This window comes from Kitasatospora sp. NPDC036993 (genome assembly GCF_055607525.1).
Genome location: NZ_JBVJRP010000002.1, coordinates 1 through 21,625 on the forward strand (window position 1 = coordinate 1; position 21,625 = coordinate 21,625).

The 21,625-nt window shown below is 71.6% G+C and carries 19 protein-coding genes, 1 rRNA gene and 1 riboswitch; of the genes, 11 read left to right on the forward strand and 9 right to left on the reverse strand.

The window, feature by feature from the left end; all coding sequences use genetic code 11:
- The 4 genes from ACZ7C5_RS03445 to ACZ7C5_RS03460 form a co-directional block, all read right to left on the reverse strand.
- Positions 1-268, reverse strand: a 16S ribosomal RNA gene (locus ACZ7C5_RS03445); the annotation flags it as partial.
- A gap of 424 nt (positions 269-692) precedes the next feature.
- Complete coding sequence (locus ACZ7C5_RS03450; protein ID WP_401088165.1) at positions 693-1,769, reverse strand: threonine aldolase family protein; 1,077 nt, start codon at positions 1,767-1,769, stop codon at positions 693-695.
- Positions 1,766-2,524: an SDR family NAD(P)-dependent oxidoreductase gene (locus tag ACZ7C5_RS03455; protein WP_470321883.1), complete on the reverse strand. Its 759-nt coding sequence runs from the start codon at positions 2,522-2,524 to the stop codon at positions 1,766-1,768. The genes ACZ7C5_RS03450 and ACZ7C5_RS03455 overlap by 4 nt, the downstream gene beginning before the upstream one ends.
- Positions 2,521-3,921, reverse strand: coding sequence for a DUF6421 family protein (locus ACZ7C5_RS03460; RefSeq protein ID WP_401087776.1), 1,401 nt, complete (start codon positions 3,919-3,921; stop codon positions 2,521-2,523). The genes ACZ7C5_RS03455 and ACZ7C5_RS03460 overlap by 4 nt, the downstream gene beginning before the upstream one ends.
- Before the next feature lie 523 nt (positions 3,922-4,444).
- Here ACZ7C5_RS03460 and ACZ7C5_RS03465 point away from each other — a divergent pair.
- The 5 genes from ACZ7C5_RS03465 (at position 4,445) to ACZ7C5_RS03485 (ending at position 9,158) form a co-directional block, all read left to right on the forward strand.
- Entirely contained in the window at positions 4,445-5,332 is an 888-nt protein-coding gene (locus tag ACZ7C5_RS03465; RefSeq protein WP_470321884.1) for an ABC transporter substrate-binding protein, read from the forward strand.
- A gap of 170 nt (positions 5,333-5,502) precedes the next feature.
- Complete coding sequence (locus ACZ7C5_RS03470) at positions 5,503-6,324, forward strand: amino acid ABC transporter permease (RefSeq protein ID WP_401088167.1); 822 nt, start codon at positions 5,503-5,505, stop codon at positions 6,322-6,324.
- Positions 6,321-7,079 carry an amino acid ABC transporter ATP-binding protein gene (locus ACZ7C5_RS03475; RefSeq protein ID WP_401087779.1) on the forward strand — a complete coding sequence of 253 codons (759 nt, stop codon included), beginning with the start codon at positions 6,321-6,323 and terminating at the stop codon, positions 7,077-7,079. The genes ACZ7C5_RS03470 and ACZ7C5_RS03475 overlap by 4 nt, the downstream gene beginning before the upstream one ends.
- Before the next feature lie 367 nt (positions 7,080-7,446).
- Positions 7,447-8,004 carry a DUF5134 domain-containing protein gene (locus tag ACZ7C5_RS03480; protein ID WP_401087781.1) on the forward strand — a complete coding sequence of 186 codons (558 nt, stop codon included), beginning with the start codon at positions 7,447-7,449 and terminating at the stop codon, positions 8,002-8,004.
- Positions 8,005-8,210: 206 nt separating this feature from the next.
- Entirely contained in the window at positions 8,211-9,158 is a 948-nt protein-coding gene (locus tag ACZ7C5_RS03485) for a M56 family metallopeptidase (RefSeq protein ID WP_470321885.1), read from the forward strand.
- A 58-nt stretch (positions 9,159-9,216) separates the two neighbouring features.
- Here the strand turns inward: ACZ7C5_RS03485 and ACZ7C5_RS03490 are convergent, their stop codons facing one another.
- Positions 9,217-9,651, reverse strand: coding sequence for a MarR family winged helix-turn-helix transcriptional regulator (locus tag ACZ7C5_RS03490; protein ID WP_401087784.1), 435 nt, complete (start codon positions 9,649-9,651; stop codon positions 9,217-9,219).
- An 87-nt stretch (positions 9,652-9,738) separates the two neighbouring features.
- Here ACZ7C5_RS03490 and ACZ7C5_RS03495 point away from each other — a divergent pair, with 87 nt between their 5' ends.
- The gene (locus tag ACZ7C5_RS03495) at positions 9,739-11,253 is read left to right on the forward strand and encodes an MFS transporter (protein WP_401087786.1); all 1,515 of its coding nucleotides are present in this window, start codon (positions 9,739-9,741) and stop codon (positions 11,251-11,253) included.
- Between the two features lie 229 nt (positions 11,254-11,482).
- Entirely contained in the window at positions 11,483-12,088 is a 606-nt protein-coding gene (locus ACZ7C5_RS03500; protein WP_401087788.1) for a TetR/AcrR family transcriptional regulator, read from the forward strand.
- Positions 12,089-12,167: 79 nt separating this feature from the next.
- Here ACZ7C5_RS03500 and ACZ7C5_RS03505 read toward each other — a convergent pair whose 3' ends face one another.
- On the reverse strand, positions 12,168-13,034 hold the full coding sequence (locus ACZ7C5_RS03505; protein ID WP_188297256.1) for a helix-turn-helix domain-containing protein: 867 nt from the start codon (positions 13,032-13,034) through the stop codon (positions 12,168-12,170).
- A 418-nt stretch (positions 13,035-13,452) separates the two neighbouring features.
- On the opposite strand from ACZ7C5_RS03505, the gene ACZ7C5_RS03510 reads away from it, so the two are divergent.
- Positions 13,453-14,028 carry an ATP-binding protein gene (locus ACZ7C5_RS03510; protein WP_401087789.1) on the forward strand — a complete coding sequence of 192 codons (576 nt, stop codon included), beginning with the start codon at positions 13,453-13,455 and terminating at the stop codon, positions 14,026-14,028.
- 424 nt (positions 14,029-14,452) lie between these two features.
- Here the strand turns inward: ACZ7C5_RS03510 and ACZ7C5_RS03515 are convergent, their stop codons facing one another.
- Positions 14,453-14,716, reverse strand: coding sequence for a DUF397 domain-containing protein (locus tag ACZ7C5_RS03515; RefSeq protein ID WP_380699987.1), 264 nt, complete (start codon positions 14,714-14,716; stop codon positions 14,453-14,455).
- Between the two features lie 565 nt (positions 14,717-15,281).
- Between ACZ7C5_RS03515 and ACZ7C5_RS03520 the strand changes: the two genes are divergently transcribed.
- The 3 genes from ACZ7C5_RS03520 (at position 15,282) to ACZ7C5_RS03530 (ending at position 18,722) form a co-directional block, all read left to right on the forward strand.
- Complete coding sequence (locus tag ACZ7C5_RS03520; RefSeq protein ID WP_401087791.1) at positions 15,282-16,247, forward strand: sirohydrochlorin chelatase family protein; 966 nt, start codon at positions 15,282-15,284, stop codon at positions 16,245-16,247.
- A gap of 464 nt (positions 16,248-16,711) precedes the next feature.
- Positions 16,712-16,882, forward strand: a riboswitch (cyclic di-AMP (ydaO/yuaA leader).
- The gene (locus ACZ7C5_RS03525) at positions 16,869-18,239 is read left to right on the forward strand and encodes a transglycosylase family protein (RefSeq protein WP_470321886.1); all 1,371 of its coding nucleotides are present in this window, start codon (positions 16,869-16,871) and stop codon (positions 18,237-18,239) included. (Overlaps the previous riboswitch by 14 nt.)
- 282 nt (positions 18,240-18,521) lie before the next feature.
- Entirely contained in the window at positions 18,522-18,722 is a 201-nt protein-coding gene (locus tag ACZ7C5_RS03530) for a hypothetical protein (RefSeq protein WP_401087793.1), read from the forward strand.
- A 99-nt stretch (positions 18,723-18,821) separates the two neighbouring features.
- Here ACZ7C5_RS03530 and ACZ7C5_RS03535 read toward each other — a convergent pair whose 3' ends face one another.
- Positions 18,822-19,841 carry a LacI family DNA-binding transcriptional regulator gene (locus ACZ7C5_RS03535; RefSeq protein WP_188297252.1) on the reverse strand — a complete coding sequence of 340 codons (1,020 nt, stop codon included), beginning with the start codon at positions 19,839-19,841 and terminating at the stop codon, positions 18,822-18,824.
- A gap of 25 nt (positions 19,842-19,866) precedes the next feature.
- Complete coding sequence (locus ACZ7C5_RS03540) at positions 19,867-21,564, reverse strand: glycoside hydrolase family 13 protein (RefSeq protein WP_470321887.1); 1,698 nt, start codon at positions 21,562-21,564, stop codon at positions 19,867-19,869.
- Positions 21,565-21,625 lie beyond the last annotated feature (61 nt).

The window sequence follows — 21,625 nt, forward strand, 5'->3', positions numbered from 1 at the left end:
CCTTGGTAGGCCATTACCCCACCAACAAGCTGATAGGCCGCGGGCTCATCCTGCACCGCCGGAGCTTTCCACCAACCCCCATGCAGAGGAAGGTCATATCCGGTATTAGACCCCGTTTCCAGGGCTTGTCCCAGAGTGCAGGGCAGATTGCCCACGTGTTACTCACCCGTTCGCCACTGATCCACCCCGAAGGGCTTCACCGTTCGACTTGCATGTGTTAAGCACGCCGCCAGCGTTCGTCCTGAGCCAGGATCAAACTCTCCGTGAATGTTTACCCGTAGTCGGGTTCACACTCGCGTTGAGCGGCACGGCAACCACCGGAATAGGGCGGTCCCGCGCACTGCGTCCTCGCTAGTGTTTGTTTCAAAAGGAATCTCCAACCCCAGGAAACCTGAGGCCGGGGATGTCAACATATCTGGCGTTGACTTTTGGCACGCTGTTGAGTTCTCAAGGAACGGACGCTTCCTTCGGACTGCCTTCCAGCAGGCCCTCCGGGCTTCGTTCTTTCGTGTTTCCAGCTTATCAGATGGTTTCCGCCCCCGTTTTCCGGAGTTTCATTCATCGGATTCGCTTTCCGCTTTGCCGCCCCGGTCTCCCGCGGCGACTCCGGAACTGTACGGGGACCGGCCCGCCACATGCAAATCGTCCCGCCCTGCTGTCGCAGGACGGGACGATCCGTCGTCGGGGCACCGTCAGGCGCGGCCCATCTCCTCGGCGATGGCCTCCGCGAAGGCGTCGATGTCGGCCTCCGTGGTGTCGAAGGCGCACATCCAGCGGACCTCACCGGTGTGCTCGTTCCAGAAGTAGAAGCGGTAGCGCTTCTGGAGCCGCTCGCTCACCTCGCGCGGGAGGATCGCGAACACCGCGTTCGCCTGGACCGGGCGGACCACCTCGACGCCGTCGATCTTCCGGACCGCGGCCTCCAGGCGGCTGGCCATCGCGTTGGCGTGGCCGGCGTTGCGCAGGTAGAGGTCACCGGAGAGCAGCGCCTCGAACTGGACCGAGACGAAGCGCATCTTCGAGGCGAGCTGCATCGAGGTCTTGCGCAGGTACTTGATGTTGCGCACCCGCTCCGGGTTGAGCACCACCACGACCTCGCCGAACAGCAGGCCGTTCTTCGTGCCGCCGAAGGACAGCACGTCGACGCCCACGTCGGTGGTGAAGGCGCGCAGCGGCTGGCCGAGCGAGGCCGCGGCGTTGGCCAGGCGGGAGCCGTCCACGTGGACGAGCATCCCCAGCTGGTGGGCGTGCTCGGTGATCGCGCGGATCTCGTCGGCGGTGTAGAGGGTGCCGAGCTCGGTGCTCTGGGTGATGGAGACCGCGAGCGGCTGCGCGCGGTGCTCGTCACCGAAGCCCCAGGCCTGCTGGTCGAGCAGCTCGGGGGTGAGCTTGCCGTCCGGGGTGGGGACGGTGAGCAGCTTGATGCCGCCCATCTTCTCCGGGGCGCCGCCCTCGTCCACGTGGATGTGGGCCGACTCGGCGCAGACCACCGCGCCCCAGCGCGGGAGCAGCGACTGGAGGGCGACCACGTTGGCGCCGGTGCCGTTGAAGACGGGGTAGGCCTCGGCCTTCTCGCCGAAGTGGCGGCGGAAGACGTCCTGGAGGTGGGCCGTGTAGTCGTCCTCGCCGTAGGCGATCTGGTGACCGCCGTTGGCCAGGGCTATCGCGGCGAGTACCTCCGGGTGCACGCCGGCGTAGTTGTCGCTGGCGAAGCCGCGGACGGCGGGGTCGTGCCGCCGTACCGCGTCCGTACGGGTGAGGTCGGTCATCGGGCTGTCAGCCACAGGTGCTGTCCGTTCAGTTCTGCTGCGGGGCGGTCCCAGAGGCCCGCCAGGTGGTCGGCGAGGTCAGCGGTGTCGGTGAAGCCGGCGAACTTCGCCTCCGGCTTCTCGGCCCGCATCTCGGGGCTGACCAGCGCCTTGATGACCAGGATCGCAGCCGCCGCGGTGGGCTCGCCGTCGGGGGCCGTGGTCTCCTTCTTGAAGGAGTCGGCCATGGCGAGGGTCCACGCCTCGGTGGCGGCCTTGGCGGCCGCGTAGGCGGCGCCGCCGGCGGTGGGCTTGTGCGCGGCCGCGGCGGAGATCATCGCGTAGCGGCCGGCGGTGCTGCGCAGCAGCGCGGGTTGGAAGGCCAGCGAGGTGTGCTGGAGGGTGCGCACGACGGTGTCGTGCAGGAAGTCCCAGTCGTCCAGCCGGGTGTCGAAGAAGGACTTGCCGCCGCGCCAGCCGCCGACCAGGTGGAACAGGCCGTCCACGTGGCCGTGCTCGGACTCCAGGTGGTCGGCCCAGTCGTGGACCTCCTGCGGGTCGAGCAGGTCGATCACCTGGCCGCTGACCTTCGCTCCGCGGACGGCCACCCGCGTGGCGTCCAGGGCGGACTCCAGGCGCTGGGCGTCGATGTCGGCGCCGATCACGGTGGCGCCGCCGGCGGTGAGGCGGCGCAGCACGGCGCGGCCGGCCGGGCCGCTGGCTCCGGCGACGGCGACGACCTTGCCGGCCAGCGGGGCGTTGGTGGAGGTGGTCACGCGGCAGCTCCCTGGGTGCTGGTACCGGTGATACCGGCGGTGGAGGCGATGACGCCGCTCAGCTTCTTGTTGAGGGCCTCGTAGAACATGCTCAGCGGGAACTCGTCCGGGAGCACGGCGTCGCACAGGGCCTTGTTGAGGGCCTTGCCGTCGGTGATGTCGAGCGGGAGGGCCTCGGAACCCTTCGCCCAGGTGGAGGCGGGGTGCGGGGTGAGGTACCGGGAGACCAGCTCGTAGGCGGCGATCCAGTGGGCCGGCTTGGGCCGGTCGATGCCGTCGCGGTACAGCTTCTCGATGTCGCCGCAGAGCGCGTTGGTGACCTGCTGGGCGCGCTCCCAGTCGATGCTGAGGCGGTTGTCGCGCCAGCTCAGGGCCTCGTGCTTGTGCAGGTAGGCGAAGAGCAGCTGGCCGCCGAGGCCGTCGTAGTTGCGCACCCGGTCACCGGAGACCGGGAAGCGGAACAGGCGGTCGAAGAGGACCGCGTACTGGACGTCGCGGGCGTGCGGGTTGCCCTCGGACTCCAGCTGCACCGCCTCCTTGAAGGTGGTGAGGTCGCAGCGGAGCTCCTCCAGGCCGTACATCCAGAACGGGCTGCGCTGCTTGATCATGAAGGGGTCGAACGGCAGGTCGCCGTGGCTGTGGGTACGGTCGTGGATCAGGTCCCACAGGACGAAGGTCTCCTGCGCGCGCTGCTGGTCCTGGAGCAGGCCCTCGGCGTCGGCCGGGATCTCCAGGCCCAGCTGCCGGACGGCGCTGGTGGAGACGGCGCGGAAGCGGGCGGCCTCGCGGTCACAGAAGATGCCACCCCAGGTGAAACGTTCCGGCGCCTTGCGCACGGCGACCGTCTCGGGGAAGAGCACGGCGGAGTTGGTGTCGTAGCCGGCGGTGAAGTCCGTGAAGGTGATCGGCACGAACATCGGGTTGTCGAAGCGGGTGCGCTCCAGCTCGGCCAGCCAGTCGGGCCACACGACGCTCAGCAGGACGGCTTCCAGGTTGCGGTCCGGGTTGCCGTTCTGGGTGTACATCGGGAAGACGACGAGGTGCTCCAGGCCGTCCTCGCGCTGGTCGGCGGGCTGGAAGGCGAGCAGCGAGTCCAGGAAGTCGGGCTCGCGGTAGCCAGTGTCGGCCCACTTGGCGAGGTCCGCGTCGACGGCGTCCAGGTAGGCGGCGTCGTGCGGGAAGTTCGGGGCGAGTTCCTTGACCGCGGTGCGGACGCTGGCGACCAGCGGGTCGACGGTGTGCCGCTGGACGGCGGCCAGGTCGATCGAGCCGTCCTTGGACTGCAGCGGGCGCAGCGTCTCGACGGCCTCCTTCAGGCGCAGCCAGGCCGGGTGGCCGGCGAGGGTCGAGACCGGGGCGTCGGCCGCCGCAGCGAGCCTTGGCGAAAGATTCTGCATCGTGGACTCACTTCGACAGGAGTTATTTCAACGAGGCCACCATAAGTACGAAAGGTTCTCCTGTTCAAGGGGGTCAGGACCGGCAAAGTTCCGGCGCGCCGCCGCTCCGGGGACGAAACCTCCGGCGAGAGGCGGGTCGTCCGACATGTGGACACTGATCTGGATGATCTGGACAGATGCGCCGCTCTGATGCGAACCTCCCCGCATGCTCCCGGCGGTGATCACGGTGGCCGAACGCCACGACAGCCCGTTCCGGGCGCCCTCCCGTCGGCACGTCCGCCGTCGCGCGCGCGGCCTCTGTTGCCGCTGTCGCCGCTGTTGTTGACCGGTTGCCGCCGACCCGGCTGCCGCCGGTCCGGCTCGGGGGGGCGCCGCGGACGCGGGCCCGTACGCCGACCATGCCGTGTGTGTTCCGGCGCCGCCACCGGGGGAAGTGACCCGCCGGGATCCGGCCCGCCTCGCCGCGCCCTCCCGTGCCGCCGCCCTTTCCCCGTCCCGCCCGGTCCTTCCCCTGGAGCCCGCCATGACCCTCCGCAAGCCGTCCGCCGTACTGCCCGTCGCCGCGCTGGTCGCCGCCGCCGCGGTGCTGACCGCCTGCGCTCCGCAGGACTCCAAGTCCGACGCCGCCTCCGGTGCCTCGGGCGCGGCCGTGACGGCGGCGGGCTGCGCGCCGGGGGCGCTGGCGACGCGCACGGGCGGGACGCTGACCGTCGGCACCGACAAGCCCGCGTACGACCCGTGGTTCTCCGAGGACAAGCCGGAGAACGGCAAGGGCTTCGAGTCCGCCGTGGCCTACGCGGTCGCCGAGAAGCTGGGCTATCCCAAGGAGAAGGTCAGCTGGGTGGTGGCACCGTTCAACAAGGCGACCGCGCCGGGCGCCAAGGACTTCGACTTCGACATCAACCAGGTGTCCGTCAGCGACGAGCGCAAGCAGGCGGTCGACTTCTCCTCCGGCTACTACGACGTGCGCCAGACCGTCATCGCGCTGAAGAACTCCAAGGCGGCGGGCGCCAAGAGCATCGCCGACCTCAAGACCACCAAGCTCGGCGCGCAGGTCGGCACCACCAGCCTGGACACCATCACCGACACCATCAAGCCGAGCACCCAGCCCGCCGTCTTCGACTCCAACGACCTGGCCAAGGCCGCGCTGAAGAACGGCCAGATCGAGGCCCTGGTCGTCGACCTGCCGACCGCCTTCTACATCACCGGCGCCGAGGTTCCCGAGGCCCAGGTGGTCGGCCAGTTCGAGGCGGGCGCGCGGGCCGAGCAGTTCGGCCTGGTGCTGGACAAGGGCTCCAAGCTGACCGGCTGCGTCTCCCAGGCGGTGGACGCGCTGCGCGCCGACGGCACGCTGGCGAAGCTGGAGAAGCAGTGGCTCTCCGACGCCGTCTCGGCGCCGGTGCTGAAGTGAGCGCTGACCTGGGCCCCGAGCTGAGCGGGGAGACACCGGACACCGCGCCGGCGGAACTCACCAAGACCTCGGCGGCGCGGGCCGGGGCGCCCACTGCACGGACCGGGAAGCAGGCTGCACGGGCCGGGGCCCCGGAGGCGGAGGGCGGCTACCGCCCCTCCGAGCGGCGGCTGGCACACGAGGCGTACCGGCGGTCCCGGGCCCGCCGTTCGGCGCTGATCGCCACCGCGTCGACCCTGGCGACGGCCGTCGTGCTCTACCTACTGGTCGTCAACTCCCCCGGTTGGGAGGTGACTCGGCGCACCTTCTTCAACCTCGACTACGCCCGTCAGGCGCTGCCCGAGGTGTTGAAGGGGCTGCGGCTCAACCTGGAGCTGATGCTCGGCTGCGGGGCGCTGATCCTGGTGTTCGGGCTGCTGCTGGCGGTGTTGCGGACGCTGCGCGGGCCGGTCTTCCTGCCGGTGCGGCTGCTGGCCACCGCGTACGTGGACTTCTTCCTCGGACTGCCGATGATCATCTGCCTGCTGGTGATGATCACCGGGGTGCCGGCGCTGCGGCTGACCGGAGTCACCACCGATCCGCTGCTGCTGGGCGGGGCCGCGCTGGTGCTGACGTACTCGGCGTACGTGTCGGAGGTGTTCCGATCCGGCATCGAGTCGGTGCACCCGAGCCAGCGCGCCGCGGCCCGCTCGCTGGGGCTGACCAACGCGCAGGCGATGCGGTACGTGGTGCTGCCGCAGGCCGTCCGAAGGGTCGTACCGCCGCTGCTCAACAACCTGGTGAGCCTTCAGAAGGACACCGGGCTGGTCTCGATCGGCGGCGCGATCGACGCGGTGTACGCGGCGAAGATCATCGCGGCCCGGTCCTTCAACTTCACGCCGTACCTGATCGCTGGGCTGGTGTTCATCGTGCTGACCATTCCGCTCACCCGGTTCGCCGACTGGCTGACCGCCCGGACGAACCGCCGCCGGCTCCAGGGCGGTGCGGTGTGACGGCGAGCGAGGTGCTCCGGCTGGAGTCGGTGCGCAAGACCTTCGGCGGCCAGGTGGTGCTGCGCGGCGTGGACCTCGCCGTGGCCGAGCACTCGGTGACGGCACTGATCGGGGCGTCCGGCTCCGGCAAGTCCACCCTGATGCGGTGCGTCAACCTGCTGGAGGGGATCGACGACGGGGCGATCTTCCTGGACGGCGAGGAGATCACCGATCCGCGTGCCGACGAGGACGCCGTGCGGCGGCGGATCGGTGTGGTGTTCCAGTCGTACAACCTGTTCCCGCACCTGACGGTGCTGGAGAACATCACGCTCGCGCCGCGCCGGGTGCACCGGGTCGCCCGGGCCGAGGCGGAGGCACGGGCGCTGGAACTGCTCGACCGGCTCGGGCTGGCGGCCAAGGCGAAGGAGTACCCGGACCGGCTCTCCGGCGGGCAGCAGCAGCGGGTCGCCATCGTGCGCGCGCTGGCCACCGGGCCCCGGCTGCTGCTCCTGGACGAGATCACCGCGGCGCTCGACCCGGTGCTGGTCGGCGAGGTGCTGTCGGTGGTGCGGGACCTCAAGGAGCAGGGGATGACGATGGTCATCTCCACCCATGAGATGGGCTTCGCCCGCGAGGTGGCCGACCGGGTCTGCTTCCTGGACGACGGAGTGGTGCTCGAACAGGGGGCGCCGGAGCAGGTGTTCGGCGATCCGCAGGAGGAGCGGACCCGGCAGTTCCTCAGCCGGGTGGTCGCCTCGGGGCGGCTCCAGGGCTGAGGCCTCCGCGACGGTCGGGCGGGCGCGGACGGGGCCGGCCACGGGTGGGCCGGGGCGAGGTGGGCGCGGCGAGGTGGGCCCGGCGAAGTGGGCCGGGGCGGGCTGGGGTGCGGGCCGGTGCGCGGTCGGGGCTTTCGCAACGGTGACACCACTGTGCGCCCCTGTGCGCGCCCTGGCAGCGCCCGGCCGGGTGCGGTGATCGTGGACCGGACGACCGTCGCCGCGCGCGGAGGATCGGCGGACGGATGGCAGTCGGCAATAACAGATGACAGATGACAGCGAACAGATTTCATCATCTGTCACCTGTCAGTTGTCTGCCGTCCGCTGTTCGCCGCCCTCCGTCGCCCATCGCCCCGGGAGGCCGCCGTTGCACGGACCCACCCTGGTCAACTGGCTCCTCGCCCTCCTCACCGCAGGCGCCGGCGCCTCCTGTCTGGTCAGGCTCGGCCACTCCCCCTGCGCCCCGGGCGGCGCGCACCGGCCGCTCGCCCGCGAGTCCGACGCCGCCGAGGCCCTGATGGGGCTCGGCATGGCCGCGATGGCCGTCACCGGCGCCATCGTCCCCGCCCCCGTCTGGGCCGCACTGTTCGGCCTCCCCGCCGCCGCCTTCCTGTTCGCCGCCGCACACGCCCCCACAGGCCGGGCCCACCGGCTGCACCACGCCGTCGGCGCGCTCGCCATGACGTACATGGCCCTCGCGATGGCGGCCACCTCCGGCCACACTCACCACCACCACGACGCCACCCTGGGCCTCCCGGCACTGACCGGCATCCTCCTCCTCTACTTCGGCGGCTACACCCTCTGGGCCGGCAGCCGACTGCTGCGCACCCCGGCGGGCACCCTCGCGATCGGCACCGCCGGGCTGCCCCAGGCCTGCCGACTCACCATGGGCATCGGCATGTTCGCCATGCTCCTGACCATGTGACGGCCCCACCGGCCCCACCGCCCCACCCGGCACCCCGCCGGTCCGGCCCCGCCCGCCCCCGGCCCGCCCCCGTCGGGCCCCAAAAACCCGGCTCGGGCGTGGCGTTGGTCACTGGCCGGTCGAAAGCCGTTCCACCGGGCGTCGCCAGCGCATAGGTTGACGGGGAGCGCGTTGTCGCGTTCCGTGCGTACTCGGGGAGCCCATCGATGCCCGCCCTGATCGGCCTGTTGCTGCTCGGACTGCTGCTCTCGACCCTCGCGCCCAGGCTGCTGGCCCGGGCCCGCTGGGCGGAGCGCGAACCGGTGCTGGCCCTGCTGGTGTGGCAGTGCCTGGTGGTGGCCGTGCTGCTCTGCTGCGCACTGGGCCTGGTGCTGGCCGCCTCCGCCGCCCTGCCGGAGCTGCGCTCACTGGTGTTCGCGGGCGCGCCGCGCGGCGTGGAGGCCGCGTACGGCCTCCAGGACGCCGAGGGCTGGGGTCGGCTGTGTGCCGCGGTACTGGCGGCGGGCGGGGTGCAGACGGTGCTGGCGCTCACCAGGGAGGTCCGTACGGCCAAGGCGCTGCGCACCCGCCGGCACGCCCAACTGGCGACCCGCGCGCCCGAGTTGCCCGACACGATCGAGACCGCCCGGAGTCGCGGGGAGCGGCTGGTGGTGCTGGAGAACGTCCGCCCCGAGGCCTGGTCGCTGCCCGGCCCCGACTCCCGCCTGGTGGTCACCACCGGCGCCCTCCAGCAGCTGACCGACCGGGAGCTGGCGGCCGTGCTGAGCCATGAGCGCGGCCACGTCAGGGCCCGGCACCACTGGCTCCAGCAGTTCGCCCAGGCACTCGCCTCCGGCTTCCCCGGGGTCCGGGTGTTCAGCGCCTTCCGCGGCCAGGTGGCGGAGCTGGTCGAGCTGGCCGCCGACGACCGGGCCGCACGTCGGCACGGCCGGCACACCACCGCCCTGGCGCTGGCCGAACTCAACCTGGACCGCGGTGTGTTCGGCTCCTGCCCACCCGGCCTGGCACAGTCCCCGAAGCGGGTGGACCGGCTGCTCGCGGGCCGCCCGCGGCTCACCGTGCCGAACCGGCTGCGGCTCACCGTCGCGGCCCTCGCGGCGCCCGTCGTGGTCGTCCTTCTGGCCGCCGCGCCCGGGCTGCACTCACTGCTCTGAGACCGCTCCCACGCCGACGCGTGACCCCCGACGATCCGCCGGGCGGCCGGCCGGCCCGTCAGTCCGTGGGCGATCCGCAGGCCTGGCCTGGCTCGTCGCCGAGGGTCCGCCCCAGCACCTCGCGGTGGAGCGGCCTGGCCTGCTCGTAGCGCTCCCGACCGGCGTCGGTCAGGGTGAGCAGGACGCCCCTGCGGTCGCTCTCGCACATCGCGCGAGCGACCAGCCCGGCCTTCTCCAGCCGGGCGATCAGCCGGGACAGCGCGCTCTGGCTCAGGTGGACGGTATGGGCCAGCTCGCTCACCCGCACCGCGCGCCCGCCACCGCCCCCGCACTCCTCGACGAGGCGCTCCAGCACCTCGAACTCGCTCATGCCCAGCTCGTACCGGTCGCCCAGCTCACGGTCGAGCGTGCAGGCCGCGGCGGCGTGCCGGGCCAGCAGCTCGCGCCACTGCGCGACGAGACCTGCCTCCGCCGGGGAGTCGAGTTCAGCCACGCCGCCACCCTAGCACGTGCATCGTCAATTATTGCGTTCACATCTAATTCATTTGCATTGAATGCATGTGCATGTACTGTCCTCTCCATGACCACCGCGACCGTCACGTCACCCGACGCCCCGTCAACCAGCGGGCCGCACTGGACTCCCCGCCTCTGGGGCACCCTGATCGTGCTCTGCGCCGCCATGTTCCTGGACGCCCTGGACGTCTCCATGGTGGGCGTCGCCCTCCCGTCCATCGGCTCCGACCTGCATCTCTCCACCTCCACCCTCCAGTGGGTGGTCTCCGGCTACGTGCTCGGGTACGGCGGCCTGCTGCTGCTCGGCGGGCGCGCCGCCGACCTGCTCGGCCGCCGCCGGGTGTTCCTGGTCGCCCTGGGCGTCTTCGCCGCCGCCTCGCTGCTCGGCGGCCTGGTCGACGACGGCGCACTGCTGATCGCCGCCCGCTTCCTCAAGGGCGTCAGCGCCGCCTTCACCGCGCCGGCCGGCCTGTCGATCATCACCACGACCTTCGCGGAGGGCCCGGCCCGCAACCGCGCGCTGTCGATCTACACCACCTGCGGCGCCAGCGGCTTCTCGCTCGGTCTGGTCCTCAGCGGCCTGCTGACCTCGGTCGGCTGGCGCTGGACCTTCCTGATGCCCGTCCCGGTCGCGCTGATCGCCCTGGTCTTCGCCGTCCGACTGCTCCCCCGCCCGACCGAGGAGCCCGCCAAGGGCGGCTACGACGTGCTGGGCGCGATCACCGGCACCACGACCGTCCTGCTGCTGGTCTTCACCGTCACCGAGGCCCAGGGCGCCGGCTGGCTGAGCCTGCGCACCCTCGGCTCGCTGCTCGTCGTCGCCGTCCTGGCCGCCGCCTTCCTGCTGGTGGAGAGCCGCACCGCGCACCCGCTGGTCCGGCTCGGCATCTTCCGCAACGGCTCGGTCGCCCGGGCCAACGTCGTCGCCTTCGCGATGACCGGCGCGTACGGCGGGTTCCAGTTCGTGGTCACCCTCTACCTCCAGCACCTGCTCGGCTGGTCGGCCCTGGAGATGGCCCTCGGACTGCTCCCCGCCGCGGCCCTCATCGCGCTCTCGGCACCCTTCATGGGCCCGATCGTGGACCGCTTCGGCACCGGGCGGCTGCTGCCGATCGGCCTGCTCTCGCTGGTCGCCGCCTTCGCCCTGTTCCTGCGGCTGGACGAGCACAGCTCCTACCCGGGCCTGGTGCTGCCCTCGATGCTGCTGCTCGGCGTGGGCTTCGCGTTCGCCTTCCCCTCGGTGAACATCGCCGCCACCGACGGCGTGGCCAACGAGGAGCAGGGCCTGGCCTCGGGCCTGGTGAACACCGCGATCCAGGTCGGCACCGCGGTGGTGCTGGCCGGGTCGACCGCGATGATCACGGCCGGCAGCGCGGGCGGCGACAGCCCGCAGGCCCAGCTGGACGGCTACCGGCCGGCCCTGATGTTCGTCACGGCGATCGCGCTGGTCGGCCTGGCGGTCGCCGCGGCGGGCGCCCTGGTGGACCGGCGCGGGAACTCAACTCCCCTACCGGTACCGGATCATGACGCCCCGCCGGCCGGATCGCCTACGGCCCGGACCGAAGTCCTGGCCCAGCGCTGACCCGCGGGCCGGCCCACGGCCGGCCTCCGGACCGTCGGGCAATGGCGCCGGCTCCACCAAACCCCCGTGTTGGTGGAGCCGGCCGTCTTCGTGGCCGCCGCCCGGGCAGCGCCCTCCGGGGGCGCGGTTCCACGGTGCGGCTGTCGGCTCCGCAAGTATATTGGCTCGAAGCCAACGAACGTTCGGAGCAGACACGATGGCACCTCGCGGGGATTCGGTCAATGAGGAGATGCGGCAACGCTCCCGCCGACGCATCATGCGGGCCACCGTCGAGCTGGTTGACCAGCGCGGTTACGCGGGCACCACGCTGACGGACATCGCCGAACGGGCCGGACTCGCCCGTGGACTGCTCTCGTACTACTTCGACGGCAAACGGCTGCTGATGCAGTCCGCGACCCACCGGATGATGCACCAGTCCCTGGCCGACGCGCTGGCGGGACTGCCCTCCGGCTCCTCCCCCGACACCCGGCTGGCCCGGGCGATCGACACCGTCCTCGGGCTGGCGCTGGACCACCCCCGGGTGATGCGCTCGCACCTGGCACTGATCCTCGACCCGGACACCGGCGCCTTCGTCCAGGACCCGGAGCAGCAGCAGCTCGGCGCCATCCTCCAGAGGCTCCTGCACGACTGGGGCGCACCCGATCCGATCGCCGAGCACGCGGTGCTGCGCAGCGCGCTGATGGGCGGCTGCATCGGGGTGCTGCTGCCGGGCGCCGAGATCTCGCTGGCGCCGATCCGGGCCGACCTCTTCCGCCGCTACGACCTGGCCTGGGAACTGGGCCGCCCGCCGCAGCCGTCCCCGCCGGAACGCGAACGGCCGCCGGCCCGCGACTGACGGCGGGTGGGCGGCCTGGTGACCGGCTGCCGGGGGGCCTCGCGAGCGAGGGAGCTCACAGGCCCCGGGCGGCAGCGGCTCAGCGTTCCTTCAGGATCGAGGCGAGCAGGTCGATGGTGCGCTCCGGCGTGAGACTGTCCACGCAGAGCCGCTCCATGACCTGGATGTAGGCGTCGACGTCGTCCCGCTTGTCCAGGTAGAGCGCGCTGGTGAGCTGCTCCAGGTAGACCACGTCGGCGAGGTCCTGCTCGGGGAACCGGAGGATCGTGAACGCCCCGGACTCGCCCGCGTGAGCTCCGAACCGGAACGGCATCACCTGGATCACCACGTTGGCCTGCTCGGCGACGTCGATCAGGTACTGCACCTGACCGCGCATCACCTTGGGCCCGCCGACCGGCCGGCGCAGCGCGGCCTCGTCGATGACCGCCCACAGGCGCGGACTCGCGCCCTCGGCCAGCAGCTTCTGCCGACGCAGACGGAGGCTGACCCGTCGCTCCACCTCCTCCTCGCTGATGACCGGCCGACTCTGGCCGAAGACCGCCCGTGCGTACTCCTCGGACTGGAGCAGCCCGGGGATGAACTGCACCTCGTAGGTGCGGATCAGCTGGGCCGCCTCCTCCAGCCCGACGTAGGTCTGGAACCAGCCCGGCAGCACGTCGTTGAAGCTGTGCCACCAGCCGGACTTGTTGGCCTCGCGCACCAGGCCGAGCAGGGCTTCCCGCTCGATGCCGTCGTCGACGCCGTACAGGCTGAGCAGGTCGGCGACGTCGCGTTCCTTGAAGCTGACGCGGCCGAGTTCCATCCGGCTGATCTTGGACTCGGAGGCCCGGATCGCGTAGCCCGCGTCCTCTCGGGTGATGCCGCGCGCCTCACGGAGGCGGCGCAGCTGCGAACCGAGGAGGATCCGGCGGACCATCGAGCCGCCGCCCGGCTGAACTGTGGTCATGCGGTCGAAACCTCCACCTAGGGCAAACAGCGCACAGTCTGCCATCAGTTGAGCGCTCACGGTGCCGATACTGACGGATGTTCCTATCAGTTCCACACTCCACGCACCAGGATGCACGTGCATTCGGCGCTTGCATATGCCAATAGTGCGACTGCACGTGAATCGACTCTTGCATCTGCAGTGAGCGCACACCACCATGGTGCACGTGCACCTGCACATCCCTGGCAATCCCGCGGGCTCCGCGTCGACCCCACGCGCGACTCCGCGCACCGACCCGACGGCGTCCCCCGCGCCATCGGGCGTTCGAGTGCGCGCGCGCCTGGTCGAAGGGGCGGCCGAGCGGCCGAGCGAGTCGGAGGTGACCGGCATGACCCCGGCGGGTCCAGCCGTGTCCGCCCCCTTATGGGAGGAGCTCTTCATGAGCACCGGTACGGCTTTGGCGGTTGACCCCCATGTGGTCACCTGTACGCTCGCTCCTCGCTTTGAAGCCGTCAGAACCGCGCGCGACTTCGCCCGGATCACGCTCAAGCGCTGGGGCCTGACGGAACTGTTCGACGATGTCGCGCTGGTGGCCTCGGAACTCGTGACCAACGCGCTCCGGCACGCGGTCGGCGCACGGCCCGACCATGCGGGCGGCGTCCAGGGCGAGTACGACTTTCCCGTACAGCCGACCGCGGACGGCCGGCTGCCGATCCGAATAAGCCTGGTGCACCGCGCACCCCAGGTGGTCTGCGCGGTGAGCGATCCGAGCAGCATCGGCCCGGTCGCCCGGGAGGCGGACTTCGTCGCCGAATCGGGCCGCGGGCTTCACCTGGTGGAGTCGTTCAGCCGCTCGTGGGGCTGGCACCCGCTGGGCAGCGGCAAGGTGGTCTGGGCGCTGTTCGAGGCGGAGGCGACCGGCGGTTCCCCGCTGGACGGACATCCGGAACTCGGCGGCCGCTCACCGCTCGACGGTCCCGTCGAGGTCGGCGGCCGGCATCGGCGCTCGGCCTAGCCCGGGTGTCGCGCCCGAACCGGCACCGCGACTGGGACCGGCAGTGCGACCGGTACTGCACCCGGGACGGGCACTGCGGCTGGAACCGGAGCTGCGGCTGGAACCGGGGATCGCGACCGGGGCCGGCACCGCGCCCCGAGCGGGCCCCGCACCCGGGACGGGTGCCACGCCCGAAGCGGGCCCTGCGCCCAGGCACGGACTCGCGCCGGACCTGCGCGTGGCCGGCCGGGGGAAGCCCCGGGAGGACCACACTCCGGCCCCTTTCCCCAGGTCCCGCCGAGGCGTTCCGGCTCCCCCGGTCCGCGAGCGGTCACGCCCGCCGGACGAATCCGGGAAGGACGCCAGGAAGGGTGCCGGAAAAGACAAAGGCCGTCGTGGTGTCGGCACCCACGACGGCCCTCCGATGACGGAGCACGACGGTCGGTCAGACCGCCAGGTGGTCGAACTCCCCGTCCTTCGCCCCCAGCAGCAGGGCGGCGATCTCGGCCCGGGTGTAGATGAGCGCCGGACCGTCCGGGAACCGCGAGTTGCGCATCGCCACATCGCCGCCCGGCAGGGCCGCGAACTCGACGCAGTTGCCCTGGGAATTGCTGTGCAGGCTCTTCTGCCAGACCACCCCCCGGAGATCGGCGGCGGCCATCCCGTTGTAGGTGTCGTACGAGCCGTGCGTGTCCTGCGAGTCGTGCATAGAAGTCTCCCGAAGAGCTCCGGAGTTGTCGTCCAGCGCGGCGCCCCGGCACCGCCGAACGAACGGACCGGCCCCGTACCGGTCCGGCACAACGCCTCACTTGACGCGATGATAGCCGCAGTGCACGTGCATCAGCACGGGACGGTGCAGGTGCACGAGGCCTTTCATCCGCGGCCCCGAACTCTTCACGGGCCTTTCTCCTGACGGTACGTAAACGGACATAGCCGATGGAATCACCGGGCGCGCGATAACCGGCCGTGAGCACCTCCCCGCTGAATGTTGATCTTCGAATGCCGGGAGTCGCATCTTCGTGACCCTCTGTCAAGCCACCCGCGCACTGTGAGACATCTCACGCGCCACGGGCGCAACGCCCGCCCCCTCGGATCGCGTCGAGCAATGGCGAGCAATGCTGACGCCCACTCGGGGATCGGGCGAGGAATGTCCGGATTGTAGGCAAAGCGTCAGGACCGGCGCCGGAGACTCACCGGCTCCGCACCGCGGCCGCGCGAAACCCGTACGGCAGCCGACTGCAAGCCGGACGGGCCGATGTCCTACGATCTCCGGCATGAGCACCGCAGCCATCCCGGGCGCGCCACTGCCCGTCCGTACTCCAGGCTCCCGTGCGCGGGGGCGCCATCGTCGTCCTGAGCGCCCCGAGATTCCGGCCGGCGCCCCGGCCCTGGTGCTCGCCGTACCCGCGACCGCCGGGCCCGAGTCCCGCTCGGTCGTCGAGGAGCTCCTCTCGATCGTCCGCACCGAGCAGAACGGCGTCCGGACCGCGGTCGGCTACCTGCCCGGCAACGGCAATGGCACCGAGGGCGTGGGCGGCGAGGACCGCACCGTGGCGGAGCTGCTGAGCCTGGCCGCCGAGGCCGGACAGCCGATGCCCGTCCTGGTGCCGCTGGTACCCGGCCCGCACACCTTCCTGACCGGGCTTCACGCGCTCGCCGCCGAGTACGGCGCACCCGTCACCGACCCGCTGGGCCCGCACCCGCTGCTGGCCGAGGGTGTGCACGTCCGGCTGTCCGAGGCCGGACTGGCCCGGGCCGACCGCGCCCGGCTGTTCGCCATCGCGACCGCCGCGGACGGCGTGGTCCTGACCACCGTCGGCGGCGAGGACGCGGCCGCCGCGGCCGGCATCACCGGTGTGCTGCTGGCCGCCCGACTGGCCGTTCCGGTCGTCGCCGCCGCGCTCGACGTTCCCGGTTCGGTGGCCGCGGCCGTCAACCACCTCCGTGACACCGGCTCACAGCGCCCCGCGCTGGCCCCGCTGGTGATCGGCCCCGAGGCGGACTCCGAGCTGCTCGCCACGGCCGCCGAGGAGTCCGGCTGCCCGTCGGCCGCGCCGCTGGGCGCGTACCCGTCGGTGGGCCAGCTGATCGCCTCCACCTACCTGGCCGCGCTGCCCACGCCGTCCCCGGAGGACCTGGCGCGGGCCGAGGCGGAGGCGGCGGCCGCCGCCGAGGCCGAGGGGGTCGTGGAGGGCGCTCGTGGCGCCCACGCGGCCGTCGAGGGACGCGCCGGACGGTAGTCGACGCCGCGCGCCGCTCCGCGCGCACCGAGGGGCCCAGAACGCTCGTGCGTTCCGGGCCCCTCGTGCTGTTTCCCCATCCTGTCCGGGAGGCAGTCGGGAGGAAGTCGGCAACGGGGTGTCAATGAAGTGGAATGTCCGATCTGGCGCCATTTGAAAGGAAATAGGCAGCGCGCGCGGGGGCGCTCGAATCGCGGCCGCTCCGCCGCTTCCCAGGGGGCGTGATTCCTCGCCTCGACGCCCCGTCACACCCCTTCTGAAGCGGAGCCAGTTGTCGCCTTCAGCAACAGCATTGCCCGAAAACGATCATTTACGATCATGACGGACGGCAATTTTGGCGATTTCCACTAAACCGTGATGCGCGTCACAGGAGTTTGCGGTTTGAACTTCAGTCTGATTAACGTGCTCCCGTTCGTGACCACACGAACCCGGTTCATCCGCGACGCCGAGTCCTGCCGTCGGATGTCCTGGCAGCGCGAAAACGCACCACGGCAGGAGCGGGGGACCCACAGGTAAGTCGCCCCGGACCGATCCCAGGAACGGTCCAGGGCTAGGGGTGAAGCCGCGCCCATGGCGCGGCCGGGCAACTCCAGCCCGAATCCGACAGCTCACCTCGCAGGCGTGGGAGAGGAACGCGTCTTCATGCTGCCCACCAACGGCAACCGTCTGTCCAGCCGCACCCGTCGCGTGATCGCCGCCCTCGGCGTCGCGGGTGTCGGCCTCACCGTTCCCTGCCTCACCACCGGCACCGCCTCCGCCGCGTCCGTCTCCACCTGGGACGCCGTCGCCCAGTGCGAGAGCGGCGGCAACTGGGCCATCAACACCGGCAACGGTTTCTACGGCGGTCTCCAGTTCACCTCCAGCACCTGGGCCGCCTTCGGTGGCACCGCCTACGCCCAGCAGGCCAACCAGGCCACCAAGGCGCAGCAGATCGCCGTCGCCGAGAAGGTCCTCGCCTCGCAGGGCCCGGGCGCCTGGCCCGTCTGCTCCGTCAAGGCCGGCCTGACCAAGGGCGGCACCCCGGCCGCCGTCGACACCTCGGCGGGCTCCACCACCGGTGCCGGCACCGGTTCGACCGCCGCCAAGCCCGCGCAGACCCCGAAGCCCGCCGCCCCGGCCGCGAAGCCGGCCGCCAAGCCCGTGCAGCCCCAGGCCCCCGCCGCGAAGCCCGCCGCACCCGCCCAGGACGGCGCGCAGGCCGCCACCGGCTCCGCCGACTCCGGCAACCGGAGCGCGTGGGCCCAGAAGCGCCAGCAGCAGGCCCAGAGCGGCGACTACACCGTGGTCGAGGGCGACTGGCTGTCCTCGATCGCCGACGAGCACAGCGTGCAGGGCGGCTGGCAGCGGCTGTACGAGCTCAACCGCGGCACCCTGACCGAGGGTCCGGACGCCATCTACCCGGGCCAGCAGCTGTCCTTCGGCGGCAACGGGCGGGCCCAGGCCGGCCAGTCCTCCGCCACCAAGTCCGGCTCGGACTCCACCTGGTTCGACCGCTCGCAGAAGTCCGGCCAGTCCGCGAACGGCGGTGCCGTGAACGCCCAGCCGACCGCGCAGCCCCAGGCCCCGGCCGCCAAGCCGGCCGCCAAGCCCGCCCCGCAGACCCAGCCCCAGACCCAGGCTCCGGCCGCCACCGGCAGCATGGCCGCCGCGGTCTCCTTCGCCGAGTCGAAGGTCGGTCAGGCGTACGTCTACGGCGGCACCGGCAACGGCGGCTGGGACTGCTCCGGCCTGACCCAGGCCGCGCTGCGGGCCGCGGGCGTCTCCGTCCCGCGCGTCGCCGCCGACCAGGCCGCCGCCAGCACCCACGTCTCGCTGGACAGCCTCCAGCCGGGCGACCTGCTGTTCTGGTCCAACAACGGCAAGGACTCCGGCGTCTACCACGTCGCGATCTACGTCGGCAACGGCAAGTACGTCGAGGCCGCCAACCCGAGCTCGGGCGTCCGCGAGCAGAACATCGCCAACTGGGCCCCGGACTTCGCCGGCCGGGTCTGAGGACGGCACACGGCCGACGGACGACGGTGACAGCCGGCAGGGAACCTCTGACGGATGACAGATAACAGGTAACAGATGTCAGATGACAGATTTCAACATCTGTCATCTGTCCTCCGTCGGCCGTCAGCCGTCGTCCGAACGCTGACCACCCGCCGCCCCCGGGGAGAGTCTGGTCGCTCCTCCCCGGGGGCTCCGGCGTCCCCTCCCCCGGTTCCGCCGATTCCCGTGGTGGATCGCCGCCCCAACGGGCATGCTGCTGCTCTGCACCCGAGGAGGAGTCACATGGCCCAGGTCACCGTCACCCTCGACGCGAACCTCGCGATCGACGCGATGATGCTCTCCGGCACCAAGAACCCGCAGGACGCCGTCGAACTGGTCCTGCGCGACTACCTGGCCCGCGGCCGCCGCACCGAGACCCGCACCGGCGAAGCGGCCGACGGAAACCGCCTCACCGTCGGCCGCCAGGACGCCCAGGAGGGCTGACCGCCGGCGGCCCGCACGGGCCGGTCCCGCGCACACCGAAGGGGTCCCGGAGAGCAACCCGCCCTCCGGGACCCCTTCGTCGGCCGTGACGGCCGGAGCTCAGCGCGCGCAGGCCCCGGTGGACCCGCGCATCACCAGCTCCGGCTGGAACATGAACTCGCCGCGCTGGGCCGCGTTCCCGCCGACCTCCTCCAGCAATGCGTCCACCGCCGCCGTGGCCATCGCCTCGACCGGCTGCCGGATCGTGGTCAACGGCGGCTCGGTGAAGGCGATCAGCGGCGAGTCGTCGAAGCCGACCACCGACACGTCCTGCGGCACCGACAGTCCGCGCTGCCGCACCGCCCGGATCGCCCCGAGCGCCATCATGTCGCTCCCGCAGACGATCGCCGTGCAGCCCTTGTCGAGCAGCGCGCCGGCCGCCGCGTGCCCGCCCTCCACGCTGAACAGCGTGTGGTGGACGAGGTCCTCCGCTTCCGCCTGGCTGCGCCCGAGCACCTCGCGCATCGCCGCCGTGAAGCCCTCGATCTTGCGCAGCACCGGCACGTACCGGCGCTGCCCGACGGCCAACCCGATCCGCTCGTGCCCGAGTTCGGCCAGGTACTGGACGGCCATCCACATAGCCGCCCGGTCGTCCGGCGAGATGAACGGCGCGTCGATCTTCTCGCTGAAGCCGTTGATCAGCACGAACGGCACCCCGCGCCCGGCCAGCCTGGAGTAGCGGTCGTGGGCGGCGGTGGTGTCGGCGTGCAGCCCGGAGACGAAGACGATGCCCGCCACTCCCCGGTCCACCAGCATCTCCACCAGTTCGTCCTCGGTGGAGCCGCCCGGAGTCTGGGTGCAGAGCACCGGGGTGAAGCCGTGCCGGCTGAGCACCTGCTCGATCACCTGGGCCAGCGCGGGGAAGATCGGGTTGCTCAGCTCCGGGGTGATCAGACCGATCAGTCCGGCGCTGCGCTGCCGCAGCCTGGTCGGCCGCTCGTACCCGAGCACGTCGAGTGCGGCCAGCACGTTCTGCCTGGTGGTGGCGGAAACGTTCGCCTTGCCGTTGAGCACGCGGGAGACGGTGGCTTCGCTGACCCCCGCCTGTGCCGCGATGTCTGAGAGTCGCGCCGTAGTCACGGTCCCGAAGCCTATTCCAACCACGTCAGACCGCCCACCAGCCGGTGCTGTCCGGAGCGAGCACGGTCTCGCCGGCGTCCACCACGAGGTCGGCCGAGGCCAGCAGCAGGGCGCCCGGAGCCGCGATCCGTACCGGTCGGCCGGTGGTGTTCGTGGTGCAGACGAAGGAGCCGCGGCGGAACATCAGGGTGCCCTCGGGGCTCTCCAGCCACTCGACACCGGTGCCGGCGCCGAGGTCCGGCTGCGCCCGGCGGACGGCCAGCGCACTGCGGTAGAGCTCCAGGGTGGAGGTCGGGTCGCCGGTCTGCGCCTCGACGCTCAGAGCGGCCCACTCGGCCGGCTGCGGCAGCCAGGACGGCCCGCCGGCCACCGGTCCGAAGCCGTACGGGGCCTCGGTGCCGGACCACGGGATCGGGACGCGGCAGCCGTCGCGGTAGCCGTCCTGGCCCGCCTGACGGAAGAAGGACGGGTCCTGGCGGACCTCGTCGGGCAGGTCGGTGACGTCCGGCAGGCCGAGCTCCTCGCCCTGGTAGACGTACGCCGAACCGGGCAGCGCGAGCATCAGCAGGGTGGCGGCGCGGGCGCGGCGCAGGCCGAGTTCGCGGTCACCGGGGGTGCGGATCTGGGTGCCGAGGCCGGACTGGTTGGCGAACCGGGTGGCGTGCCGGGTGACGTCGTGGTTGGACAGCACCCAGGTGGTGGGGGCGTCGACCGGGCGCATCGAGTCGAGCGAGAGGTCGATCACCTCACGCAGCGCGTCGGCCTCCCAACCGGTGCCCAGGTACTGGAAGTTGAAGGCCTGGTGCAGCTCGTCGGGGCGGACGTAGTTGGCGGTGCGCTGGACGGTCGGGGTCCAGGCCTCGGCCACGCCGATCCGCCGGCCCGGGTACTCGTCGAGGATCTTCCGCCAGCTGCGGTAGATCTCGTGCACGCCGTCCTGGTCGAAGAACGGCATGACCTCGTTGCCGAGCAGCCTCAGCTGGTCGGCGCCGCCGAGGTCGGGCAGGCCGGGGGCCTTGACCAGGCCGTGGGCGACGTCGATGCGGAAGCCGTCCACGCCCATGTCGAGCCAGAACCGCAGGATCGAGCGGAACTCGTCGGCGACGGCCGCGTTCTCCCAGTTGAAGTCGGGCTGCTCCGGGGCGAACAGGTGCAGGTACCAGTCACCGGGGGTGCCGTCCGGGTTCGCGGTGCGCGTCCAGGCCGGGCCGCCGAAGATGGACTCCCAGTCGTTGGGCGGCAGTTCGCCCTGCTCGCCCTTGCCGGGGCGGAAGTGGTAGCGGTCGCGCAGCGCCGAGCCGGGGCCCTCGCGCAGGGCGCGCTGGAACCACTCGTGCTGGTCCGAGGAGTGGTTGGGGACGAGGTCGACGATGATCCGCAGGCCCAGTTCGTGGGCGTCCCTGATGAGGGCGTCGGCGTCCAGCAGGGTGCCGAACATCGGGTCCACCGCGCGGTAGTCGGCGACGTCGTAGCCGGCGTCCGCCTGCGGCGAGGCGTAGAACGGCGAGAGCCAGACCGCGTCCACGCCGAGGTCGCGCAGGTAGGGCAGACGGCTGCGGATGCCGGGCAGGTCCCCCATGCCGTCGCCGTTGGAGTCGGCGAAGCTGCGCGGGTACACCTGGTAGATGACCGCGTCCCGCCACCAGCCTCTGGACGCACTGACGTTCGCCTCGTGAGCGGTGTCGGCGGCAGGCCGGGAGGTGTCGGCCAGGTTCTGGGTCATGGACGGTATCCCTCGGGGATCGGAGGAGCGGGGGGCCGTGGGCGCCGGGTGTGCGGCGCCG